Source organism: Pseudomonas sp. BYT-1, from assembly GCF_023611805.1.
Taxonomy (GTDB): domain Bacteria; phylum Pseudomonadota; class Gammaproteobacteria; order Pseudomonadales; family Pseudomonadaceae; genus Aquipseudomonas; species Aquipseudomonas guariconensis.
The window spans coordinates 3,071,077-3,092,659 of the sequence record NZ_CP072559.1; the positions used below are offsets into that span (position 1 = coordinate 3,071,077).

20 protein-coding genes are annotated in these 21,583 nt (G+C 61.2%); 4 read left to right on the forward strand and 16 right to left on the reverse strand.

Annotation, left to right across the window (positions count from 1 at the left end; genetic code table 11):
* Window positions 1–8: 8 nt before the first annotated feature.
* The gene (leuA, locus tag J5X93_RS14335; protein WP_182943145.1) at window positions 9–1,703 is read right to left on the reverse strand and encodes a 2-isopropylmalate synthase; all 1,695 of its coding nucleotides are present in this window, start codon (window positions 1,701–1,703) and stop codon (window positions 9–11) included.
* A 363-nt stretch (window positions 1,704–2,066) separates the two neighbouring features.
* Between leuA and J5X93_RS14340 the strand changes: the two genes are divergently transcribed.
* Together J5X93_RS14340 and J5X93_RS14345 are read left to right on the forward strand one after the other, a co-directional pair.
* Window positions 2,067–2,663 (forward strand): NAD(P)H-dependent oxidoreductase, encoded by a 597-nt coding sequence (locus J5X93_RS14340; RefSeq protein ID WP_090343007.1) that lies wholly within the window; start codon window positions 2,067–2,069, stop codon window positions 2,661–2,663.
* 23 nt (window positions 2,664–2,686) lie between these two features.
* Complete coding sequence (locus tag J5X93_RS14345; RefSeq protein WP_090343009.1) at window positions 2,687–3,286, forward strand: TetR/AcrR family transcriptional regulator; 600 nt, start codon at window positions 2,687–2,689, stop codon at window positions 3,284–3,286.
* 124 nt (window positions 3,287–3,410) lie between these two features.
* Here the strand turns inward: J5X93_RS14345 and J5X93_RS14350 are convergent, their stop codons facing one another.
* The gene (locus J5X93_RS14350; RefSeq protein WP_182943143.1) at window positions 3,411–3,827 is read right to left on the reverse strand and encodes a RidA family protein; all 417 of its coding nucleotides are present in this window, start codon (window positions 3,825–3,827) and stop codon (window positions 3,411–3,413) included.
* Between the two features lie 79 nt (window positions 3,828–3,906).
* A complete protein-coding gene (locus tag J5X93_RS14355; RefSeq protein ID WP_090343013.1) occupies window positions 3,907–4,359 on the reverse strand; it encodes a PACE efflux transporter in 453 nt (150 codons plus the stop codon).
* A gap of 112 nt (window positions 4,360–4,471) precedes the next feature.
* On the opposite strand from J5X93_RS14355, the gene J5X93_RS14360 reads away from it, so the two are divergent.
* On the forward strand, window positions 4,472–5,365 hold the full coding sequence (locus J5X93_RS14360) for a LysR substrate-binding domain-containing protein (RefSeq protein ID WP_043211818.1): 894 nt from the start codon (window positions 4,472–4,474) through the stop codon (window positions 5,363–5,365).
* 49 nt (window positions 5,366–5,414) lie between these two features.
* On the opposite strand, the gene J5X93_RS14365 is transcribed toward J5X93_RS14360, so the two are convergent.
* From J5X93_RS14365 to moaB, 13 genes are all read right to left on the reverse strand, one after another.
* Entirely contained in the window at window positions 5,415–5,690 is a 276-nt protein-coding gene (locus J5X93_RS14365; RefSeq protein ID WP_043211816.1) for a hypothetical protein, read from the reverse strand.
* A 183-nt stretch (window positions 5,691–5,873) separates the two neighbouring features.
* A complete protein-coding gene (locus J5X93_RS14370) occupies window positions 5,874–6,605 on the reverse strand; it encodes an HvfC family RiPP maturation protein (RefSeq protein WP_182943141.1) in 732 nt (243 codons plus the stop codon).
* Window positions 6,598–7,443, reverse strand: a complete 846-nt coding sequence (locus J5X93_RS14375) for an HvfB family MNIO-type RiPP peptide maturase (protein WP_090343021.1) — start codon at window positions 7,441–7,443, stop codon at window positions 6,598–6,600. Before J5X93_RS14375 ends, J5X93_RS14370 begins: the two co-directional genes overlap by 8 nt.
* A 63-nt stretch (window positions 7,444–7,506) precedes the next feature.
* Window positions 7,507–8,028 (reverse strand): HvfA family oxazolone/thioamide-modified RiPP metallophore, encoded by a 522-nt coding sequence (locus J5X93_RS14380; protein ID WP_043211809.1) that lies wholly within the window; start codon window positions 8,026–8,028, stop codon window positions 7,507–7,509.
* Window positions 8,029–8,228: 200 nt separating this feature from the next.
* Window positions 8,229–9,152 carry a LysR family transcriptional regulator gene (locus J5X93_RS14385; protein ID WP_090343024.1) on the reverse strand — a complete coding sequence of 308 codons (924 nt, stop codon included), beginning with the start codon at window positions 9,150–9,152 and terminating at the stop codon, window positions 8,229–8,231.
* 115 nt (window positions 9,153–9,267) lie between these two features.
* Window positions 9,268–9,978, reverse strand: coding sequence for an SDR family NAD(P)-dependent oxidoreductase (locus tag J5X93_RS14390; RefSeq protein WP_043215743.1), 711 nt, complete (start codon window positions 9,976–9,978; stop codon window positions 9,268–9,270).
* A gap of 65 nt (window positions 9,979–10,043) precedes the next feature.
* Window positions 10,044–10,250: a tautomerase family protein gene (locus J5X93_RS14395; protein ID WP_043215742.1), complete on the reverse strand. Its 207-nt coding sequence runs from the start codon at window positions 10,248–10,250 to the stop codon at window positions 10,044–10,046.
* 200 nt (window positions 10,251–10,450) lie between these two features.
* A complete protein-coding gene (locus J5X93_RS14400; protein ID WP_182943139.1) occupies window positions 10,451–13,300 on the reverse strand; it encodes an HD domain-containing phosphohydrolase in 2,850 nt (949 codons plus the stop codon).
* 273 nt (window positions 13,301–13,573) lie between these two features.
* Window positions 13,574–14,512, reverse strand: a complete 939-nt coding sequence (locus J5X93_RS14405) for a Dyp-type peroxidase (protein ID WP_043215739.1) — start codon at window positions 14,510–14,512, stop codon at window positions 13,574–13,576.
* A gap of 125 nt (window positions 14,513–14,637) precedes the next feature.
* Window positions 14,638–15,654, reverse strand: a complete 1,017-nt coding sequence (gene cydB, locus J5X93_RS14410; protein WP_070574561.1) for a cytochrome d ubiquinol oxidase subunit II — start codon at window positions 15,652–15,654, stop codon at window positions 14,638–14,640.
* A gap of 15 nt (window positions 15,655–15,669) precedes the next feature.
* Complete coding sequence (locus tag J5X93_RS14415) at window positions 15,670–17,061, reverse strand: cytochrome ubiquinol oxidase subunit I (protein WP_043215736.1); 1,392 nt, start codon at window positions 17,059–17,061, stop codon at window positions 15,670–15,672.
* Between the two features lie 64 nt (window positions 17,062–17,125).
* Window positions 17,126–19,450: an FdhF/YdeP family oxidoreductase gene (locus tag J5X93_RS14420; protein WP_182943137.1), complete on the reverse strand. Its 2,325-nt coding sequence runs from the start codon at window positions 19,448–19,450 to the stop codon at window positions 17,126–17,128.
* Between the two features lie 346 nt (window positions 19,451–19,796).
* Window positions 19,797–20,336, reverse strand: coding sequence for a molybdenum cofactor biosynthesis protein B (moaB, locus tag J5X93_RS14425; protein ID WP_090346587.1), 540 nt, complete (start codon window positions 20,334–20,336; stop codon window positions 19,797–19,799).
* Window positions 20,337–20,632: 296 nt separating this feature from the next.
* Here moaB and J5X93_RS14430 point away from each other — a divergent pair, with 296 nt between their 5' ends.
* On the forward strand, window positions 20,633–21,547 hold the full coding sequence (locus J5X93_RS14430; protein ID WP_043212406.1) for a LysR family transcriptional regulator: 915 nt from the start codon (window positions 20,633–20,635) through the stop codon (window positions 21,545–21,547).
* Window positions 21,548–21,583 lie beyond the last annotated feature (36 nt).

Genomic DNA, 21,583 nt, shown 5'->3' on the forward strand with positions numbered 1-21,583 from the left:
CGGTCTGCCTAAGCCGTGGCGGTTACGCTCAGAGACTTGAGCAATCCCAGACGCGTGGCACGGCAGACAGCGCTCACGACAGCCATGAGTGATGCCTGGAGCACGCTGCCGTCCCTGCCCACTCCAAACAGCAGCTGGTTGTTGACACGTATCTCGATGTAAGCGATGGCTTCGGACTGGGCGCCATCACGCACAGCGTGCTCGTGGTAATCGGCAATATCGAAGGCCAGACCTTGTTGGGCAAGCGCATCTACCAGCGCGGCCAATGGGCCGTTGCCTTCGCCAGCAAGCGCCAGGTGCTCACCGTCAATTGCCAGTTGTGCGTCAAGGTACGTACGGGTTTCGTCCGTGGCGAGCACCGGTTGCAGCAAGGTGTATGGATTGCCCTGCTCCAGATAGTGTTCGGTGAAGCACGACCAAATCATCTCACGGGTGATCTCCCTGCCTTCGCTATCGGCAACCTGCTGCACCAGCCCGCTGAATTCCATCTGCAACCGGCGCGGCAGGACGATACCCTGCTGCTCCAGCAGATAGGCCACACCACCCTTGCCTGACTGGCTGTTGACCCGGATGACGGCTTCATAACTACGTCCCATGTCGGCCGGATCGATCGGCAGGTACGGAACCTCCCAGAACCCGTCGGGATCGCTTTGGCGGCGGGCGAAGCCTTTCTTGATAGCGTCCTGGTGAGAGCCGGAAAATGCCGTGAATACCAATTCTCCCGCGTAGGGGTGACGTGGGTGGGTCGGCAACTGGTTACAGAACTCGACCTCGCGCTGGACGTGGATGATGTCGGAGAAATCCAGCCCTGGACTGATGCCACTGGTATAGAGGTTCATCGCCAAGGTCAGAAGATCGACATTACCGGTACGCTCACCATTGCCGAACAACGTCCCCTCGACCCGCTCGGCTCCCGCCAGGCAGGCCTGCTCGGCAGTAGACACGCCGGTACCACGATCATTGTGTGGGTGGACGCTGATGATCACACTGTCACGCTTGCGTACATGGCGGCAAAACCATTCGATCTGGTCAGCGAACACGTTAGCGGTGGAGACTTCCACGGTAGTGGGCAGATTCAGGATCATCTTGTTGGTTGGTGTCGGATCGAATACATCGATCACCGCTTCACAGATTTCCAGGCCAAAGTCGAGCTCGGTGAAGCAAAAGGTTTCAGGCGAATATTGGTAAGTCCACTGCGTCTGCGGGTTGGCCTGCATCAGCGCCTTGATCTCACGGGTGGCCTGAGTGGCAATCTCGATGCAGCCAGCCCGATCCACGCCGAACACCACATCACGAAACACGGGAGCAGTGGCGTTATAAACATGCACGATGGCCCGTGGCACGCCCTTGAGCGCTTCGAAAGTACGTTCGATCAGGTGAGTGCGCGCCTGGGTCATGACCTGAATAGTGACATCCTCGGGAATGGCGCCGCTCTCGATCAATTCACGCACATAGTCGAAGTCGGTTTGTGAGGCGGCCGGGAAACCTACCTCAATCTGTTTGAAACCGACTTTCACCAGCAACTCGAAAAAACGCCGCTTGCGTTCAGCGTTCATCGGCTCGATCAGTGCCTGGTTACCGTCACGCATGTCGACACTGCACCACAGGGGAGCGGCCTTTTGAACGCGATTGGGCCATTGGCGGTCTGGCAAATTGACTGTGGCGAAATGGCGATACTTACGGGAAGGATCCTTCAACATCATGGCGGCTTCTCCTCTGCCTGGGTTTGCTGTGTAGCCGCCCGAACAGAACCGGAGCGACATTGGATCCAATCTAAACCCTGGCCGCTTCAGGAGGATTGCGTTTTGTAGCTCAAAAATGCCAAATTTCCAACATATATTGCTATGCACTTCGAATAATTGGGTTTTTATAGCCGCATAGTTCAAAAACAAGAACTCTTCTACCGAAACACCGTTCTACAGTGATCGACCTTACAAATCGGTACCGTCGCCCGGCACTGCGCAAGACATTCGACAAGTTACCAATGGTAGGTTACTTTTCGTAGCTAACAGCCAGCGGACACCTATGATCTCGACAGCCGCTCGCCAAACTGCCGGAGTATCGCCATGCACAGCCTGATCGTCGTCGCCCACCCCAATCCCGATTCCTTGACTCATGCCATTGCCCGGCACGTCGCCCTGGGCATAGCCGCTTCTGACGCGCAGCACACTAGTGAATTTGCAGATCTCGCGGCCGAAGGTTTCGATCCGCGTTTCAACCAAGAGGATCAAGCGCTCTTCATGAAACAAGCCGCAGCGCCTGCTGACGTGGCCAGTGAGCAAGAGCGACTGGATCGTGCCGATGCCTTGGTCATTGTTTACCCGATCTATTGGTGGTCATTCCCTGCCTTGCTCAAAGGCTGGATTGATCGGGTGTTTTCGATGGGCTGGGCCTACGAGGACAGTGGCAATGGCAAAGTCGTGAAAAAGCTGCAGCGTCTGCAGGTTCACCTGGTTGCCGTTGGCGGCGCCGATGAAGGGACCTTCACTCGACACGGCTACGGGCCTGCGATGAAGACCCAGATCGACCACGGGATTTTCGATTACTGCGGAGCCCGTGTGCACAGCTCCACCTTGCTTCTGGCATCGGATGAGGGTTATCCGCAGGTTCATCTGGAGACTGCGTACAAGATAGGCGCCGGTATGGCAGCTTCCCAGCACTGAACAAGAGTGGGACAATCGGCAGCATGACTTCACCAACTTCCGTACCTTCGCGCCGACGCCTGCCCCGAGAAGCCCGCACCCGCCAGTTGCTGGAGGCCTCCTGGGCATTGATCGGCGATGAGGGTACGGATGCCCTCACGCTGGGTCGCCTGGCCGATGTAGCAGGCATCACCAAACCTGTGGTTTACGATCACTTCGGAACCCGCAATGGCCTGCTCGCCGCCCTCTACGAAGACTACGACATCCGCCAGACAGCCCTTTTCGATGCCGCCGTCGCAACCGCCGAGCCCACGTTGACGGACAAAGCACGTATCTTCGCCGCTGCCTATGTCGATTGCGTGCTGACACAAGGGCGTGAGATCCAAGGGGTCCTGGCGGCACTCAGCGGGTCTCCGGAGCTTGCGGCCGTCAAACGCCGATATCAGAAAGCATTCATCCAAAAATGTGCGGACGTGTTTGCGCCCTTCGCCGGCTCCGCTGGCCTATCGAGCGCTAGCCTGTGGGCCATGCTTGGCGCCGCCGACGCCCTGTCCGATGCTGCGGTAGTGGGAGACATCACTGCAGAGCAGGCAAAGCAAGAGCTGCGCCAGACCATACTGGGCATGGTCAAACGCAGCGGCTGAACTGCGACACACTGCAACAACGCTTACCGCGATCGAAGTGCAAGAAATGGTCTTGCTCAATTTAGTTGTCGCAATCCAATGGACGTGGGCGAAGCCCGTGCCCCCAGCGTTTCGCGAATGCCGCTCAGCTACAAGCAGCCACCGCCTCGATTTCCACAAGCATCTCATCCAGCGCCAGTCGTGACACCGGAATCAACGTACAGACGGGCGCCCTGTCCTTCCAGACCCGATCGACCTCCCTGACCCACTCGCGCAGGCGATGCTCATCATGATCGACGATCAGCAAGGTCAGCTTGAACACTTGATGCAAGCTTGCGCCCTGCGATTGGAGTGCGGTGCTCAGGTTGGCCAATGCCTGTCTGGCCTGCTCAGAGAACGCCGATGGCAGTCGCCCATGGACATCCTCACCGCCTTGCCCGGCGATGAACAACAGCCTGGCCCCAGGCGCCACTGCCGCGACGTGGGAATATCCATTATCGCGCGGGTCATACAACCCAGCTGGATTGGACAGCTCGAACACAGGACGAGAATCGTTGAACATAGGGCTACTCCAGTGGTGAGAGCGGGCATTCTGAAACCTCGAGTTAACCTAAGGTCAAGCGTGCAGACCGAAGTCGCTTTCAAGGCCCAGTGCACGCATCGGCCGGCGCCTTGCCCTGCGCCGACAGAGGCACATCGAACACACGATCGAAGCTCCACTGAAATACCAGTGCATAGAAGAAGAAAAACACGAACAACCCCAGATCGGTCACCAATGCGGCCCACCACGAGATCTGCAGCCACCAGGCGACCAAGGGCACCAACAGCACCACCAGCCCGCCTTCGAACCCCACCGAATGAAGCAGACGCCTTCCGACAGTACGCGCCCGGTTCGCCTGACGGCTCTCCCAGAACTCGAACAGGTAGTTGTACACCACGTTCCAAAGCAAGGCGCTGGCAGACAGCATCAACGACAGGGCACCGGCATGCGCCAAGCCATTCTTGTAGACCAGGGCGATTGCAGGTGACAGAACGGCGACGGCGATGGCTTCATAAAGCACAGCCTGTACGACTTTTCGAAGAGGGCCTTGCATGACGATACACCTATGATTGAGCGAGTGCCGCTCACCTTAGCGCCCGATGAAAGCCAGGAAAAATGAGATAAATTGAGCCGGTCCCAATCCAATTCATCCAGGGAGGTGGTGGGTGTTCTCCACGCTTGCGCTCAACGCGCTGCGCAGCTTCGAGGCTGCGGCACGCCTAGGCAGTTTCAAGACCGCCGCCGAGGAACTGTCTGTCACACCGGCGGCCATTTCCCACCAGGTCAAGGCGCTGGAGGCCCGGCTTGGCACGTTGCTGTTCGAGCGCTCCGGGCAAGGCGTGGCACTGACCGAGCAAGGCGAACAGCTCTATCGCCAGGTCCACCAAGCGTTCCTCGATATCAGCCGGAGCCTGGAACACTTCCTGCCGAAAACCACTTCGCTGACCCTCACCCTCACCACGACGCCCGGTTTGGCCGCGAGCTGGCTGATCCCAAGGCTCGGCGCTTTCTATCGTGCTTTCCCGCAGCTGGACATACGGGTCGACACCCGTAACGAGCTGGTGGACCTGTTACGTGACTCCAGCGTCGACATCGCCATTCGAGCCGTCAGCCGCCCAGATCCGAAGCTGTTCAGCCAGCCACTGATGAACGAACGCTTCTCGGTCTATGCCGCACCAGCCGTGCTGGCCCGCCTGGATGAGGACCAATTGCAGCTGATAGACCTTCGCTGGCAGATTCCGCAAGGCGACACGATCAATTGGCAAAGCTGGTGTGCAGCCGCCGGCTGTGCGCACTGGCTGGGACGGGCACGCATGCGTGAGTTCGATGATGAGCATTATGCGTTGGCGGCCGCCATCGCGGGCCATGGATTGGTGCTGGCAAGCAACGTGCTGGTGGCCGACAGCCTCAAGCGAGGTGAACTGATGACCTTCAGGCCTGAAATCAGCCTGCCAGGGCCACGTTACATGGCGGTGTGCGTGCCGGGCCGAGAGCGACAGGAAGAAATGAAAGCGTTGCTGACGTGGTTGGAAGAAGCGGCGGCGGCCACCATGGCGTGAATCCGGTGCGCCGGGGCGGTTTATCCACCCCAGCGCGGTTCAAAGGCAATCAGCGGTCTTTGTCCCACTTTTCAGTGTCGCCTTGCGGCTGTTGCCCACCCATGCGGTCTTGCTGCGAGGGGTTCTTTTGGTCGGTCATGTTCTGGCCAGACTGCCCACCTTGGCTTCCCGAATCCCGGGAGCGATCCCAATCCTTGTTCATTTTGTCCTCAGGCTTACGGCCGGATTCGGAGCCACCTTTTTGCTGATTGGACCCTTGGCCACCTTGTTGACCTGCGCCGGTGCTGCCGCCTTGGTCGCCACGGTTGTCTTGATTGTTAGCCATGATCGCTTACCTCAAGTCAAACACAGGAAGATCTGTGTTCCTGTATGAGTGGCAGAAGTCGTCGCGCTATGCATTTTCTTCAGCAATTTCAGACCAAATGCCTTAACAACCACAGGCCCGGCATTTACGGCTCAAAACGCCACGACCTCCTAGCCTGCAGCCTGACGTCAAGCGCTTGATTGGTCACGCGGTGCCGATGACGACGCCTTGGGCTTTGAGGTTATGGAGCAACGCACTGCCGTGGGATTCGATAGCCGCTCGTTCGACACCCGCCCAATCAGCTACCACGGCGAGGTGTTCCCGACCGGTGAGCGGTTGCTGTTGCATTGACACCAGCAGCGCATGGGCCAACGGCGCAAGCCGCGCGAAGTGGATTTTCTGGTCTGCACCGCGTCGCGCCAGCAACAACGTGGGTTCGGCTGGTGCTGCCAGCGGAATGTGGTCGGGGCCGATATGGCTGACCGGCCAGGCATAGGCCAAGGGCATGGCAAGGCTCGATAGCAGCGGCACACCGTCGAGCAGGTCGCCCTCTGGATCATGGGACGCGTCGGCGGCGTCGCTAAGCAGCAACAGGGTCTCGACCCATTCATAGTGGGCCAGTTCGGCGACCCAGCCCGGCAGGTCGGCGCGGGTCTCCAGGTAGTTGACCCACTCGCCTGCCACTTCAGTGAACAACGGCGTCTTGCAGCGGTGGCTGGCATAGAAATCCGCAGTCAGCGATTGCCATTGCGCCTGGGGCAACGTGGCGCTCAGCACAGGGAAGCTGCCAGCCAGCAGCGACCGCATATTGCCCAGAAACAGTTGTCGGTACACCGCCAGGCGCCGCGCTTCGATGCCGGGCGGTGCAGGGTTGGCGTGCGGATCGCGAATGAAACGGCTCATGCACAGTTGCTGTTCGCGCAAAGTCTCAGCCATGACGCACCTCCGGCGCTTGCGCGGCGACCTGCAGCATCCGGATGGCCTCCACCTCGCCGAGCAGTTCGGCAAGTGGCGGGAAATTGAAATCGCGCTCCAGCAAAGTCGGCACCACCCCCAGGTACTGGTAGGCGCTGTGCAACAATTGCCAGACGTCATGCTGCACCGCAGCACCGTGGGTATCGATCTTAAGATCAGGCGCTTCATCGTAATGACCGGCCACATGCAGGCAAGCCACCCGCCCGGCTGGCACACGGGCAAGGAAAGCGTCAGCGTCGTAACCGTGGTTGCAGGCGTTGACGACCAGGTTGTTGATGTCCAGCAACAGATCGCAGTCGGCCTCATTCAGCACCGCGCACAAGAAATCGATCTCGGACATCGCCTGGTAAGGCGCCGCATAGTAGGAAATGTTCTCCACAGCGATGCGTCGACCGAGGGCATCCTGAACCTCACGAATGCGCCTGGCAGTATGGCGCACCGCTTCATCGGTGAAAGGCATGGGGATCAGGTCGTACAAATGGCCGTCATCGCTGCAATAGCTCAGGTGTTCGCTGAACAGCGGGACATCATGCTGGTCGAGAAAGGCACGGATGCGCCGCAAGAACTCATGATCCAGCGGTTCGGGGCCACCAAGGGACAACGAAAGGCCGTGGCAGGACAGCGGAAAGCGCTCGGCCAGGCGGGCCAGGCTCTCACCGTAGGCGCCGCCGACACCGATCCAGTTGTCTGGCGCACACTCGAGAAAATCCACCGCCCCAACATCCATATTCAACAACTCAGGCAAAAGCGACCGACGCAGGCCGAGCCCGGCACCGTGCAAGGCAAACGAAGTACTCATGGGTGATCTCCTGGGGGCTGTCGCCTCCCCGGCCGACGTGCTCGGGGAGGCGATCAGCGAAGGTCAGTTCCTGGCCTGGCTCAACTTGCTGTACAGATCGGAAGGGAATGGCTTGCCGTTGGCGTCGAACTGGTTCTTGCGGAACTGGTACACCTCACCCTCGGAGAGGAAGCCGTCGTGATTGGCGTCGATGGCATCGAACTCGGCATTGGCCTTGGGCGCGACCGCCAGCAGCTCGGCACGCGAGACCCGGCCATCATGGTTGGTGTCGGTACGGGCAAAGGAGGCATCGCCACACTTGCCCTCCCCGCACTTGCCTTCAGCCTGGGTCGCCTTGGCCTGGGCGCCATCGGCACCGCATTTGCCCTCGCCGCACTTGCCTTCAGTCTGGGTCGCCTTGGCACCACTGGCACCGCACTTGCCCTCACCACACTTGCCCTCCCCGGCTTTTTGCGCGGAAGCAAGCTGATAGCCCTGAGGCATTGCGTCCACGGCAAAGGCGGCGGATGTCATGTTGATGCCTCCGACCAGGGCGATGGTGAGCAGGCCGAGGCGGGTCTTGCTTGGGAACTGGGAACGGGACATGGTGATTCTCCGAAATATCTATGCGATTGGCCGCTAGGGCGAACGTGCCGGGGAACGTGGCCTAGGGCCGTTTCGTTCAGGCAGGTTCATTTGGCCTCACGCGTGTATCGCGCACGTATCCGCAGGTAGCGGCATTTGTAAGCGAAGCCTTGCAAGCAGGCGCTTAGATACACAGAGATACATTCAGCCCAGGCGTCGGATTACAGCGCTGCCCATTGCTCGCGGTACTGCAGCAGAAAGTCCACGAAGACCCTGACCCGCTGAGGAATGGAGCGCCCATGGGGATACAGCAAGGTATAGGGCCGGGAACGCCCGCCATAAGCGGCGAGAACCTCGATCAAACGGCCATCGGCCAGCTGTTGCTCGACAATGAACTTGTAGGTCTGGAACAGCCCCGCACCGTGTTCAGCGAGCGTGACGCCGCCTAGGACATCGTCGGAGCAGGCATAGCCACCGTCGGTGAAGATCTCTCGCTCTCGGCCTTGCTCCTGGAACAGCCACGAAATCCGCCGCCCACTGCTGGGCAGCTCGAACTGAATGCACTCGTGAGCCTCCAGATCCTCAAGCACCTGCGGTGTGCCGGCCTTGGCCAGATACGCAGGCGAGGCCACCACGACCAGCTTGGCGTCTTCGAGCAAGCGCGCGACCAGCGTCGAATCCGGCTGAGCCCTGACCCGGATCGCCAGATCGTATCCCTCCGCCACGAAGTCGATGTTCCGGTTGCCCAGGTGAATCTCCACGGTGACCTGCGGATAGCGCTCGCGAAACAGCGGCAGCAACGGAAGGATGCGGTGATGCCCGTAGGTGGTCGGCAGGCTGATACGCAAACGCCCAGACGGTGTCGCCTGCGCACCCATGACGGTTTGCTGGGCTTCCACCAGTTGACTGAGCGCCTGGCTGCACTGCTCGAAGAAGGTTCGCCCGGCCTCGGTCAGGCGGATGCTGCGGGTGGTTCTGGCAAAGAGTCGCGACCCCAGTCGCTTCTCCAGACGAAGAATCGAGCGGCTGACCGCCGCGGGGGTAACACCGGCAAGCTGGGCCGCGGCAGTGAAACTACCGGCCTCTGCAGCCAGGCAGAACAATTCGATGCTGCCCAACTGCAAATCGTCGAAATGGCGCTTCATCACAGGTACCGGGTAGGAAGATCCTAAGGCAGATCTTTACCACACCCGGCAACAGAAAAGCATCGTGACCCCAACGGCTTTACCGCCCGTGCGAGCCGGTAAAGCCACCTTCGGATCAATGGCCTGCGCTCTGGCCACCGTCTACATGCAGGATCTCGCCGGTGACGAAACCTGCGCCCTCCAGGTACAGGATCGCCTGCACGATATCGTCAATCCCGCCCATATGACCGACCGGGTGCAGCTTGCCCAGCGCCTCGTGGGTTTCAGCAGCATGCATCGGCGTTCTGATGATGCCTGGAGAGACCGCGTTGACCCGAATGCCGCGCTTGGCATATTCGATCGCCAGGGATCGGGTCGCCGCATTGATCCCGCCCTTGGTCAGGGACGCCAATACCGAAGGCACGCCGTCGATCGCATGATCGACCAGACTGGTGGTGATGCTGACGACATGGCCGCGCCCTTGTTTTTCCATTTCCACCATCGCCTGCTGGGTGATGTAGAAAAAGCCGCTCATGTTAGTAGCCACGACCTGCGCGTAATCGGCATGGGTGTAGTGGGTGAACGGCTTGGCGACAAAGATGCCGGCGTTGTTGACCAGGGTGTCTATCCGCCCGAAGCGGGCGATCGCCTCGCCAACGACGCGCTCGGCAGTCTGCGGGTCGGCGATGTCGCCAGCGATGGTCAGGATGTCCGGGTCGCTCGACGGCTGGATGGAGCGGGAGGTGGCGACCACCTGCCAGCCGCGTTCGCGAAAGCCCTTGACGACGCCTGCGCCAATGCCTTGGGAGGCGCCGGTAACAATGACGACCTTGCTTGAAGTGTTCATGGTGATTCCTCGGTCAAAGCGATGAGTTCAGGAAAAGCGTTGCGCTAGCGTTTTGCGCGAACAGCTCACTGCGCCTGCTGCTTGCGATAGGCCGTCGTGGTCATGCCCGCGTACCCCCAGTTATCCGTGTCGATCTCTTCGATCACGATATGGGTGAGCGCTGGGTCCTTGTTCAGGACACGCTCCATGGTTTGGGTGATCTCCTGGATCACCTGGGCCTTTTGCTGCGCGGTGACGCCGTCGCGAGTGATACGTACGCTGATGAAAGGCATGGTGTGCTCTCCGTTCGCTGCGGTGTCGGAATGACGGGGCAGCAGGTGGAGAAGACTGTAGAAAGTTGCCATGGAAGGATAAATACAGGCCGGAGCACTTCATTTGTGATGCGGTGTATCAAATAGCGCGGGCAAGCGACCGCGTCTTCACGAGACTCGCCCAGGGTGGGCTGATCGGACCGATACGGCCCAGTTACACGTTAAAGCTGCCCCACCCAATACGACACATCCACCTCGTCGATCTGCTCGGGACGCAAGAACCGCTGCGCATATTCCTGGTACACCCCGCTAGTGAGGAACAACCGCAACAGTTGCCCATCGATGTGGTTGTCGCGGGCCATCGTGACCAGGATCTTCACCGACTCGGACAGGGTCTTGGCCGGTTTGTAAGGCCGATCGGCAGCGGTCAGAGCCTCGAAAATATCGGCAATGGCCATGATCCGCTCAGGAATCCCCAAGTCATCCCTGCCCTGCCGGCGCGGATAGCCCGCGCCATCCATCCGCTCATGGTGGCTGCCGGCGATGGCCGAGACACGCTTGAGATGACGTGGGAACGGCAGTGAGTCGAGCATGATGATGGTCTGCACGATGTGCTCGTTGATCTTGAAGCGCTCCTCCTCGTTGAGCGTGCCGCGGCGGATCGAGAGGTTGTACAGCTCACCGGCGTTACTGGCATGAGCCGGCAGGCGCATGTCGAAGCCCCAGATGTTGCGCGGGTCATCCTTGGCCACAGGTGGCTTGCGCGCCCCCCAGGGCATCCGGTGATCATCGCGGTCAGCCAGCAGCAGCTCATCGGCCGGCAACGGCACGGGAGGAACACCTGCCAATCGCTCTTCCTCGTCCCGCGAGAGCCCCAGCCGATTGTCGAAGTGCCGTTGCCAACGCCGCTGGCCGATACGCTGCAGTCGCTCGATGTCCTGCTCCTGCATGAACTCTCCACCGATATTGGCCTTGGCAACGAAGGCAAACGCTTCCTGCAGTTCGGCCTGGGCGCGCTCGAGCGTACGCTGCAGTGGCGGTTGATCCGCGCCGCTGGCCAGCCCACGCCAGTAATCGAGCTCGGCATCGCGCCAGAGCACTTCGAAGCGCATGCGTATTTCATGGATGCGGTTGTAGAGGGTTTCCAGCTTGGTCGCCTTGTCCACCACGTATTCGGGGCTGGTGACCTTGCCGCAGTCGTGCAGCCAGGCAGCGACATGGAACTCATAGCGCTCGGCATCACTCAGGGTGAAGTCGGCATAAGGGCCGCTGTCGGCTTGCACGGCTTTGTCCAACAGCATCTGGGCCAGTTGCGGCACCCGCTCGCAATGACCTCCCGTGTAGGGGCTCTTGGCGTCGATGGCATCGGCCAACAACTTGATCATGGCATCGAGCAGGCGTTGCTGAGCCTCGACCAACTGACGTGTTTCGATGGCCACGGCCGCGGCGCCGGACAACTCCTCGACAAAGCGTCGAAATGGCTGCCCCACCCCTTCGCCTGTCCGATCAGCTTCCAATTGCAGCACCAGAATGCCGAGCAGCGCCTGACTTCGGTCGTTGAGCACGACCGCCAGGCTGCGCCCGCACAGTTCAAGGGCATGGCTGACGACTGCCGCCAAGTCCCGGTGATCGTCCGCTTGAATCTGGAGCTGCGCTGGATAGGCCTCGCTACCGCAGCAAGTGGCCAGGCGCAACTGCGCAGGCTCCGCATCGAACAGGTAGACCGCTCCGGCGTGCACGCCAGCGGCATCGACCAAGTGCGCCAACACGCCTTCGAGCATGCGTTCGAGTTGGCTCTCACGGCTGAGCGTGAGAGTGATCGCCTGAAAGCTGCGGATCGTCCCGGACATGCGGCTGAGCACCTGGCTCAGCTCGCGCACCTCCGACACCCGTGACCTGACCCCCACCTCGCGGCTGAAGTCGAAACCTGCCAGGCCGCGCACCTGCTCGGCCAGCAGACGTAACGGACGACCGATACGCTGGCCGAGCAAGCCGCCCAGCACCAGCAAAACGGCCATCAGCGCCGCGGTCCAGAGCAACTGCTCGAACAACACCTTGCGCGCACCCGCCAACAGTTCATGACCAGGCACGGCGATCAGCACCTGCAAGTCCTGCCCGGCCAAGCTGGTGAGCGGCACACGCATGCCGTACCAGGCTTCCCCGTCTACCTGGAAACGCTTGGGGCTGGCGCCTTGGGACTGGTCGGCATACAGCTGCGCAAGGCTGGGAATCCCCAGCTCACTGATGCGCGACAGGCGCACCGTCTCGCCCTCGTGCACGATGACCCGCTTGAGATCCGGATAGGCCACCACGCTGCCTTGATCGTCGATCACCGCAAGCTCGGTCCCTGCGGTCATGCGCAGGTCCCGGCTTTCGCTGGCCAGGTCATCGACCGAGACATCCATGCCGATCACCGCCTCGCCCTTGACGCTGCGCTGGGCCAGGGTCATGCCGACCTCGCGGGTGGTGAAGAACACATAAGGGCGCGTCAGCACGGTGGTGCTTTGCCCTGAAGCCTCGACGAACCACGGGCGCGCGCGTGGATCGAACTGGTAGTCCGGCTTGTCCTGGGCCTGGAGCAGGTTGAGTTGGCGGTCATAGAATCGCCATTGGCCCGACATCGACCCGCCCGCCTGCCGGCTAACGCTCTGCACCAGGAAGGCCGTGCCAGGTGGCGCCGCGAAACGCTCGAGCAGCTGAGGCTCCCGAAGCCTGCGCACGAGCAGGAACTCGCCATTGGCGTAACCCACATAGGCGGCGCTGAGCATCTTGTTGGCGTTCAGGCTCTCGACCAGTTGCGGGAGCCGCTCCAGACGTTGGGCCAGGTCGCCGGCGAGCGGATCGGCGGCCAGCAACCGCAGACTGCTCTGTACCGGATCGACCAGCCGGCGGGCACGCTCGTCGATCGTCTTGCCCACCTGCTGGGCAGTATCCCCAGCGGCGGCCAGCAGGGTCTCTCGAACTCCGCTGTAGCCCTGCCAGGCCAGGCCTGCGCCCAGCAGCAACATGCCCAGCATGATTGCCAGCGCCACCAGAAGCTGCAAAGAAAGGCCACGCCCGGGGGTGTTCATCGCCGCAGCCCCCCTGAGCACCTGGCCGCACATACCCCGGACACAAAGCCCGCCGACTGGCGAGCGACAACGATCAGCACACAGCCCATCCCAGGTACTCCATGTGTGGCGCTTCCAACAGTGTAATCAGCCAGCGCGATCGTGCTGGCCCGATGTGTAGCCCTTGCTCAGTGCCGCGCAGTCGCGGGCTCGGAGAGGCGATAAGGACACATCGAGCACGTTCCGGATACGACAGCGCCCACGTCGTCACGTGGGCGCTGTCGTATCAACCGGTCACTGTTCGCATACGGCCAGGAACGTCGCCGACGGCACGAAGAACAGCCCACCGGTGACGGCACGGCTGAAGTCCAGCAGCCGGTCGTAGTTGCCGGGCGGCTTGCCGATGAACATGTTCTCCAGCATTTGCTCGATCGGCGCCGGCGAGCGCGCATACCCGATGAAATAGGTGCCGAACTCCCCTGCCCCAGGGCGCCCGAACGGCATGTTGTCGCGCAGGATCTTCACCTCCTGGCCGTTTTCTTCCAGGGTGGTCAGCGAGCTATGCGAGTTGCTGGGTTTTACCGACTCGTCCAGCTCGATGTCCGAAAGCTTGGTGCGCCCGATGATGTGTTCCTGCTCCGCCGTGGACAGCCCGTTCCAAGCGGTCATGTCGTGCAGGTACTTCTGCACCAGCACGTAGCTTCCGCCCGCGAACGAAGGGTCTTCGTCGCCGACGAGGGTGAACTTGCCGACCTCGCGGCCCGTGGGGTTCTCGGTGCCGTCGACGAAACCGATGATGCTGCGCATGTCGAAGTACCGAAAGCCCTGGACCTCGTCGACCACCGTTACGGCGCCCTCCAGACGCTTCATGATCTGCGCAGCCAACTCGAAGCACAGGTCCATCTGTTCGGCGCGGATGTGCAGCAGAATGTCCCCGGCAGTGGCTACCGCCACGCGATCGCCACTGCCGATTTCACGAAACGGATGCAACGACGCCGGGCGCGGTACCTGGAACAGCACATCCCACACGCTCGCACCAAAACCCACGACGCAGGACAAGTTGCCCGAAGGTACCCGTTTGCCCACCGAGCGAACCAGCCCGGCAAGGTCGCCGCACAAACCGCGGACGCAATCCCGGCTGGCGTCGCCGGGGTTCAAGGTAGCCACGAGGAAAATGGCACTGTGGGTGATCGGGGTTTCGACAGCCTGGGGTTCGATCTCGGAAATGTTCATCACAGCTTTCGCCTTGTTGACAGTCAGCTAGCAGGAACCTTCGCCTGCGCACGGCTGTGCGACGCAGGCTTGGTCTATCGGTATAGCACAGGCCAGTCAGAGGCCCGCCCAAACACCAGGCGCGGTCAGTGGTAAGCATCCCCCGCTTTGACCTTGCCGCGGAACACGTGGTAGCTCCAGAACGTGTAGGCCAGGATGATGGGAATGATGAACAGCGCGCCCATCAAGGCAAACAGCTGGCTTGTGAGCGGCGCGGCGGCCTGCCAGAGGTTGATCGAGGGCGGCACGATGTTAGGCCAGATGCTGATCGCAAGTCCCAGGTAGCCGAGAAATACCAAGGTCACCACGCCCATGAACGGCAAATGCGAATGGCGCTTGCGCAGGGTCTTCTGGATCACCACCACCGCCAGTACGGCCAAACCGGCAATCAGCGCAGAGCGGATCCAGTGGCTGCCGGCGAACCAGCGCTGGGCAATGTCGGCGTGCAGCCAGGCCGTCCAGGCACAGATCACCACGATCACCATTGCCAGCAAATACAGCAGCGGACGGCTGTAATGGCGCATGCGCGACTCCAGCATGCCGTCGGTCTTGATCAGCAACCAGGTGCTGCCGAGCAACGCGTAGGCCAGGATCAAGCCCACGCCGCAGAACAGCGGGAACGGCGCCAGCCAGTCCAGCGCGCTGCCGGCGAACTGGCGGTTCTGCACGGGGATGCCCGAGATATAGGTGCCGATGGCAACGCCCTGGAAGAACGTGGCCAGCACCGAGCCGCCGATGAACGCCTTGTCCCAGAGGTGGCGCTTGCGCGGATGCGCCTTGAAGCGGAACTCGAACGCGACGCCGCGGAAGATCAGCCCGGCCAAAACCAGCACCAGCGGCAGGTACAGCGCCTCGAGAATCACCGAGTACGCCAGCGGGAATGCGCCATACAGCGCCGCAGCCCCCAACACCGCCCAGGTTTCATTGCCATCCCAGACCGGCGCGACGGTGTTCATCATCACATCGCGCTCGCTGGAGTCGCTGATCAGGGGAAACAGGATCCCCAGGCCCAGGTCGAAGCCATCCATGATCACGTACATCATCAGGCCGAAGGCGATGATCACGCCCCAGATGACCGACAAATCGATACCTTGAATTGCCATGCTTGCGCTCCCCTATCAATCCGCTACCGACAGCGGACGACGCGCTGTCGCAAGTTGGCCCGGTTGCTCAGGCAATACGTGCGCCTCATGGGTCTTCGGCCCTTTGCGTACCAGACGCATCATGTAGCCGATACCCACCGTGAACACCGAGAAGTAGATCAGGACGAACAGCGCCAGGGTGATGCTCATCTGGGTGGCGCTGTGATTGGACGCCGCCTGAGTGGTGCGCAACATGCCGTAGACCACCCACGGCTGACGGCCGACCTCGGTGGTGAACCACCCGGCGAGCAAGGCGATCAAGCCCGAAGGCCCCATGAGCAAGGCGAACCACAGGAAGAGTCGGTTGCGGTAGAGAGCGCCGCCTCGGCGCAATACCAAGGCCAGCAGTGCACAAGCCAGCATCAACATGCCCAGTCCAGCCATGACCCGGAAGCTCCAGAAGATGATCGTAGAGTTGGGTCGGTCCTCTTTGGCAAAGCTCTTGAGCGCCGGAATCTGCTTGTCCAGGCTGTGGGTCAGGATCAGGCTGCCCAGGTAAGGCACCTCCAGGCTGTAGCGGGTCCTTTCGGCGTCCATGTCCGGCAGGCCGAACAACACCAGTGGCGAGGCCTCACCCGGGATATTTTCCCAGTGCCCTTCGATGGCTGCGATCTTGGCCGGCTGATGCTCCAGGGTATTGAGCCCGTGGGCATCGCCCACCACGACCTGCACAGGCGTGGCCACCAGGATCATCCACATGGCCATCGACAGCATCTTGCGCACCTGTGGCGTATCACGGCCACGCAGTAAGTGCCAGGCGGCCGAGGCGCCCACGAACAACGCAGTCGACAGGAATGCGGCCAACGCCATGTGCGCCAGGCGGTACGGGAACGACGGATTGAAGACAATCCTGAACCAGTCCATCGGCACGACACGGCCATCGACGATCTCGATACCTTGCGGTGTCTGCATCCAGCTGTTGGACGAGAGAATCCAGAACATCGAGATGAGCGTGCCGATGGCCACCATGATGGTGGCGAAGAAGTGCAGCTTGCGCCCTACCCGGTCCCAGCCGAACAACATCACGCCCAGGAAGCCTGCCTCCAGGAAGAACGCCGTCAGCACCTCATAGGTGAGCAACGGCCCGGTCACGCTGCCCGCGAAGTCTGAAAAACGCGCCCAGTTGGTGCCGAACTCGTAAGCCATGACCAGGCCCGAGACCACGCCCATGCCAAAGTTGACGGCGAAGATCTTCGACCAGAAGTGGTAAAGGTCCTTGTAGACCGCGTTGCCGGTCTTCAGCCAGCAACCTTCGAGCACTGCCAGAAAGCTTGCCAGACCAATAGTGATGGCCGGAAAGATGATGTGAAACGAGACCGTGAAGGCGAACTGAATCCGCGCCAGGTCCAACGCATCTAGATTCGACATGACAATATCCTTGCAGGCCGCCGGCCGTTACCGGCCAGGGCCTGTGCACAGGGGAACGTGAGGGTTATTCGGCGACGGTGTGGATCAGATTGTCGGGCCGCGCCTTTTCCAACCTGATGGCGACGAATTTGGACGTGGGCGTGTAGGTCCGGTCGCCGTAGCTTTCCAGGGGCACCAGCGGGTTGGTTTCCGGGTAGTACGCCGCGGCCTGGCCTTCAGGCAGGTCGTAGGGCACCAACTGAAAGCCCGATACGCGCCGCTCACGGCCGTCTTCCCAGAGCGAGACCATGTCCACCTGCTCGCCGGGCTCAAAGCCCAGGCGGCGGATGTCAGCTTCGTTGACGAACACCACCTCGCGTAGGCCGAACACGCCCCGGTAGCGGTCGTCCAGGCCGTACAGGGTGGTGTTGTACTGATCGTGCGAGCGCAAGGTCTGCAGAATCAGATCGGGCCGCTCGCCACGCTCGAGCACGGCCTCGTTGACCAGGTGCACCGGCAGTTCGCTGGGCGTGAACTGAGCCTTGCCGGTGGCGGTGTTCCATTCGCGCTCGGCCGCCGCGTTGCCCAGGTGGAAACCGCCCGGTTGCTGCAGTCGGGCATTGAAATCCTGGAAGCCCACGATGGTGTCGGCGATCAGGTCACGGATGCGGGCATAGTCGCCGATCACCCATTCCCAATCGATCGGATGGTTACCAAGGGTCGCCTTGGCCATGCCGGCAATGATCGCCGGCTCCGAGCGCAGGTGCGGCGAGCGGGGTTTGAGCTGGCCGTGGGAGATGTGCACCATGCTGAACGTGTCTTCGACCGTGATGCCTTGCGGGCCTTCGGCCTGTAGGTCGATTTCGGTGCGGCCCAGGCACGGCAGGATCAACGCATCACGGCCGGTCACCAGGTGCGAGCGGTTGAGCTTGGTGGCGATGTGCACCGTCAGTTCGCAGTTGCGCAGCGCCGCGTGGGTACGCGGAGTGTCTGGTGTGGCCTGGGCGAAGTTACCGCCCAAGGCGATGAACACCTTGGCGCGTTTCTCTTCCATGGCCTTGATGGCGAGTACTGCGTTGTGCCCATGCTCACGCGGCACCTCGAACTGGAAGCGCCACTGCAGCGCATCGAGCAGTCGCGCCGGCGGCTGTTCGTCGATACCCATGGTGCGGTCGCCCTGCACGTTGCTGTGACCGCGCACCGGCGAAAGGCCCGCGCCAGGCTTGCCGACGTTGCCGCGCAGCAGTTGCAGGTTGATGATCTCCTGGACGGTCGGCACCGAGTGGCGATGCTGTGTCACACCCATGGCCCAGCACATGATCACCCGCTCAGCCTTGCGGTACATGCGTGCGGCCAGCTCGATTTCGGCCAGGCTCAGGCCGGACTGCTCGACGATATGTTCCCAGGACGTGGCATCCAGGACTGCCAGGTAGGCGTCCACACCCGAGGTGTGCGCCTCGATGAAGGCGTGGTCGAACACCGCCGGCTCGCCTTTGGCCTGGGCCTCGCGTTCCCACAGCAGCAAGAACTTGGCGATGCCGCGCATGACCGCCATGTCGCCGCCCAACGCCGGGCGGAAGTACGCAGTGTTGGTCGGCTCCGAGCCGTTGCTGAGCATTTCGAAGGGGTGCTGCGGATGCTGGAAGCGCTCCAGGCCACGCTCCTTGAGCGGGTTGAAGCACACCACCTGGGCACCGCGCTTGACCGCCTCGCGCAGCGGTTCGAGCATGCGCGGGTGGTTGGTGCCGGGGTTCTGGCCGATGACGAAGATCGCGTCGGCTTCCTCCAGGTCATCGAACACCACAGTGCCCTTGCCCACGCCGAGGGATTCGCCCATGCCCACGCCACTGGCTTCGTGGCACATGTTCGAGCAGTCCGGGAAGTTGTTGGTACCGAAGGCCCGCACGAACAGCTGGTACAGGAACGCCGCTTCGTTGCTGGCCCGCCCAGAGGTATAGAACTCGGCCTGGTTGGGCGACTCGAGCGCCTGCAGGTGCTGTGCGATGAGCGCGAAGGCGTCGTCCCAGGAGGTTTCCACGTAATGGTCGGTGGCCGCGTCGTAGCGCATCGGGTGGGTCAGTCGGCCCTGGTATTCGAGCCAATAGTCGCTCTGCTCGGCCAGGGCACTGACGCTGTACTTGGCGAAGAAGGCCGGGTCCACCGAACGGCCGGTGGCCTCCCAGTTGACCGCCTTGGCGCCGTTCTCGCAGAACTTGACCATGTCGCTTCCCGGCGATTCGCCCCAGGCACAACCGGGGCAGTCGAAGCCGCTGTTCTGGTTGGTCTTGAGCATCATGCGCAGGTTCTTGAAGGCATTCTCGCTGCCCAGCCAGGCCTTGGTCACGCTCTTGAGCGCGCCCCAACCGGCGGCCGGGCCGTTGTAACTTCTGATATGTTCTTCTTCGCTCATCGGGCTACCCTTTGATTGATACTCGGCGGGAGATCGAATTGAAGCGCTCACGTTCAACTCACGTACAGAAGTTGAAAAACACACTTCAAACTTTGACAGCCGCAGACTATTTTTGCCGCCACCCTCCGTCAAATCAAAAGTAATGACGACATGATCAGGTTTATCTATCACTGCCGCCAGGGCTTTATCCCCGCGAACTTTCCGGGTGTGATCGACGCTATTGATCACGTATTAATAAAAAACAATCACACGCTCGAGAGCGTTGCATCAGTTAAAGAGGCCATTAATTAAGTTTCGTTGCGAGCCCATTCGTTTTTGCGGGTAATCCGCCCTTGCAGGCTCGGGCTCACTGCCGCGAGCCGCAACGCTCGGCGGCCTTTAGGTGCGGCACGAAATTGCACGGCCGATGCCGCGAATCCAGCTGCTCCACCAAAATCCCCTCCCAGGCCGTACGGCAGGCCCCGGTGGAGCCCGGCAGGCAACACACCAGCGTGCCGTTGGCCAGCCCTGCCAGCGCGCGGCTCTGCACCGTCGAGGTGCCGATATCCAGGATCGACAGGGCTCTGAACAGCTCGCCAAAGCCTTCGATGTGCTTGTCCAGCAGACAAGCCACCGCCTCTGGGGTACTGTCACGCCCGGTGAAGCCGGTGCCGCCGGTGATCAATACCACCTGCACCTGATCGTCAGCGATCCAGCCTGCGACCTGGGCTCGAATCCGATAGAGGTCATCCTTGAGCAAGGTTCGAGCCACCAATCGATGCCCCATTTCCACCGCGCGCGAGGCCAGCAACTCGCCGGATGTATCGGTTTCGAACGTCCGGGTATCGCTGACCGTCAACACGGCGACATTCAGAGGAATAAATTGCGCAGTGGGTTTTGAACTCATCGTGAACACTCTAACTAAACAGGGGCCGTCATTCGCGAGAAACTAGAGCGCCCGCCCCTGTTCGTCCAATCAATAATTCATACTGCATTATCGATATCGCCTATCATCGTCTGCTGATCAGCAGGATCTATCAGGTGTTCGTAAATTCCCATTGGACACTCTTGTTCTTTCATTTTACTTTTCGCCGCCACAGGGTTTCGACCCGTCTCAATACACTGACTGCCAGCGTCAACATGTAAACGATCGGTTCAATGCAACACACCTCCGATACGACTCATGTGTTTGCAGGGCGAGCGATGGATATCAAACAACTTAAATTTCTAATTGCGCTGGATCAGACCCGGCACTTTGGCCAGGCCGCTGCGCTGTGCCATATCACCCAGCCGACCCTCTCGATGCGCCTGCGCAACCTGGAGGACGAGCTGGGCTTGGTGCTGGTGACTCGTAGCCAGCGATTCGAAGGGTTCACCGAGGCGGGCGAACGGATTCTGGCCTGGACGCGCACCCTGTTAGCCGCCTATGACGGCCTGCAGAGCGAAGCCGCCAATTGCCGTGGACAGATCGTCGGTAGCCTGCGCATCGGCATGGTGCCGCTGTCGAGCTTCAATGCCATGCAGTTGCTCAAGCCGCTGCTCGCGCAGTACACCGAACTCACCGTCCAGCTGTCATCGCTCAGCTCCGAACAGGTGATCGATGGCCTGAGCCGTAACCAGCTTGACCTGGGCATCTGCTACCTCGATCGGGTCAACAGCAGCTATTTCGAGATCATCGAGCTGGGCGCCACCCGCATGGGCTTGCTGTACGACACCCGGCATTTTCGCTTCGACGGGCCCGAATTACCTTGGGAAACGCTCGCCGGGTTACCGCTTGGCTTGCTCTCCCAAGGCATGCACTACCGCCAATCGCTGGATTTGAGCTTGCGCAGCCGCGGCCTGCACCCAACCCCCGTGCTTGAAAGCGATTCGACCTATCAGTTGATCCAGGCCGTCTGCGCCGGGCTGTGCTGCGCCATCATGCCGCTCGACGATGGGCTGGAGGAGCTGAGTGAACATATCCGCATCATCCCCATCGCCAGCGCCAACATCCATGCACCGGTCGGCCTGCTGCTGCGCCGCAACGAGCCACGCTCGGCGCTGGCGGAAAAATGCTTCGCCCAGGCCCGGGACTTGCTCACGCCGAGCCCGCCCCCGGCCATTGGCCAGAAAGCCTGACCACCCGACAGACAGCGTCCTCGAGCCTGCCCTCAG